The 2,519-nt window shown below is 76.3% G+C and carries 2 protein-coding genes and 1 pseudogene; all 3 read left to right on the plus strand.

Translation table 11 applies throughout. From position 1 onward, the window contains the following. A pseudogene (locus EAD98_RS24405) lies at positions 1 to 517 on the plus strand (hypothetical protein); the annotation flags it as partial. 1 nt (position 518) lies between these two features. Then, entirely contained in the window at positions 519 to 2,210 is a 1,692-nt protein-coding gene (gene murJ / locus EAD98_RS24410) for a murein biosynthesis integral membrane protein MurJ (protein ID WP_121656336.1), read from the plus strand. Positions 2,211 to 2,233: 23 nt separating this feature from the next. Further along, positions 2,234 to 2,519: glycosyltransferase (locus EAD98_RS24415; protein ID WP_147457482.1), on the plus strand; the 286-nt coding region annotated here is incomplete at its 3' end.

Here is a 2,519-nt window from a genome sequence, read left to right on the forward strand (position 1 = left end):
GGTCAAGGTCGTCGGGGTGGGCGCCGCCGGGCTGGGCGCCGCCGCGCTGCTCGCCGCCGATCCCCGGGTCGCCGCGCACCCGCGCCGACAGCGCCACGGCGCGTTCGGTCGGGGCGTCGACGTGCTGCTGGGCGCCGGGGTGATCGCCGGCACCGCCAACCTGCTCAACCTGCTCGACCTGCGACCGGGCCGGGCCATCAAGTCGGGGCTGCTGCTCGGCGCGCCCCTGGCTGGCGGCCCACACGGCGGGATCGCCGCGGGCGCGGCCGGGGCCGCCGCCGGTCTGCTCCGCGACGACCTGGCCGAGGACGTGATGCTCGGCGACAGCGGCGCGAACGCCCTCGGCGCGGTGCTCGGCGTCGCGCTCGCCGCCCGCAGCGGCCCGCTCGGCCGGGCGGGGCTGCTCGCCGTGCTCGCCGGGCTCACCGCCGCCAGCGAGAAGGTCAGCTTCACGTCGGTGATCCAGCGGACCCCGGGGCTGCGGGAGCTTGACGCACTGGGCCGGCGCGCCGACTGACGTGAGCAGACCGGCACCCCTCGCCGGCGCCGGCCGGTTGGCCGGGGCAGCCGCGCTCATCGCCGTCCTCACCGTGGCCAGCCGGCTCGCCGGCTTCGGCCGCACCGCCGTGTTCACCTGGGTGGTGCAGCAGAGCGACCTCGGCGGCATGTACGTCATCGCGAACACCGTTCCGAACATCGTCTTCGAGATCGTCGCCGGTGGCGCCCTGGCCAGTCTCGTCGTACCGCTGCTGGCCGGCGCGATCGCGGCGGGGGACCGGCGGGCGGTGGCGGCCACCACCGGTGCCCTGCTCACCTGGACGGTGAGCCTGCTGATTCCCCTGGCCGTTCTCGTCGCGGTGTTCGCCGACCCGATCATGTCGCTGATCAGCGAGAACCGGTCCGCGCCGGAACTCGCCGCGGGCGCCCGGATGCTGCGCGTGTTCGCCCCCCAGTTGCCGCTGTACGGGATCGGCATCGTGCTCACCGGCGTGCTTCAGGCGCACCGCCGCTTCGCCTGGCCGGTGATCGCCCCGCTGCTGTCCAGCCTCACCGTGGTCGTCGTCTACCTGGCGTTCGCCGCGACGCAGGGGCGTGCCGCGAGCGTGGCCCAGGTCAGCCGCGGCGGCGAGCTGCTCCTGTCCGCCGGCACCACCCTGGGTGTCGTCGTGCTGTCCCTGTCGCTGCTGATCCCGCTGCGCCGCCTGCGGATACGGCCGCGAGCGGGCTACGCCTTCCCGGCCGACGCACGCGCACGGATCGGCGCACTCGCCACGGCCGGCGCGGTGACGGTGGCGGCCCAGCAGGTCGCGCTCCTGGTGATCCTCAATCGGGTCTCCGGCGGCCCCACCGGCTCCCCGCAGGTGTTCAACCTGGCCCAGGCCATCTTCCTGCTGCCGTGGGCGGTCCTGGCCGTACCGCTGGCGGTGGCCGCCTATCCCACCCTGGCCGCCGCCTCCGCCGCCGGTGACGAGGACGGGTACCGGCAGACCCTCTCCTCGACGGTGCGCGGCGTGCTGCTGTTCAGCTGTCTGGGCGTCGCGGCGCTGGTCGCCACCGCCCAGCCGATCGCCGCCCTGTTCTACCCGGAGAACCCGGCGTCCACCGCGGCGGCCATCACCGGCTTCGCGCCCGGGCTGCTCGGGTACGGGCTCTTCGCGGTGCTGTCCCGCGCGCTGTACGCCCGCGGCGACACCCGGTCGGCGACCGTGGCGATCACGCTGGGCTGGCTGGTGGTTCCGGCCGTGGCGCTGCCGTTGGCGGTCCTGCTCCCCACCGCCGACCGGGTGCTCGCGACCACCGTCGCGAACACGGTGGGCATGTCGGTGCTCGGTGCGCTGCTGCTCGTGGCGGTGTGGCGCGGCGCCGGCCGTGCGGCGTTGGCCGGCGCGACCCGGGCCGGCGTGGCTGGCGGCCTGGCCGCGGTGCTCGCCGCGCTCGCCGGACTCGGCCTCACCCGGTGGTTCGACACGCCGGGTGACGGCACCCCGACGACGGCGGCGGCACTCGGTCAGGGCATGCTGTCCGGGGTTCTGGTTGGGGCCGTGTTCCTCGTCGTGGTCTGGTTCGTCGACCGGCGGGACGTACGGCCACTGCTCGCCGGGGTGCTGCGGCGCCTGGGCCGGCGGGGGTCGCGGGACCGGGCCGGTACGCCGACCCCGGGTGCGGTTCCCCCGGAGCGGGACGACGGGAAGGAGACGGTGGTCCGGTGAGCGCGACAAGTGAGCCGCCCGTCCTGCCCCCCGGATGGTCGGGCAGCGTTGCGCTGGTGCTCGCCTCCAGCACCGGCGGGGTCGGCCAGCACGTCCGCTCGGTGGCGCGCGGGCTCGTCGCGGCCGGTGCGACCGTGCTGGTGTGCGGGCCGGCGGCGACGCAGGAGCAGTTCGACTTCACCGCGGTCGGCGCGCGGTTCCAGCCGGTGGAGATCCCGGCCAGCCCGACGCCGGCCGACGCCCGCGCCGTGCTCGCGCTGCGGCGGGCGCTCGCCGCCGCCCGGGTCGACGTGGTGCACGCGCACGGCC

The sequence above is a fragment of the Micromonospora sp. CV4 genome (genome assembly GCF_003667455.1).
Lineage (GTDB): Bacteria > Actinomycetota > Actinomycetes > Mycobacteriales > Micromonosporaceae > Micromonospora.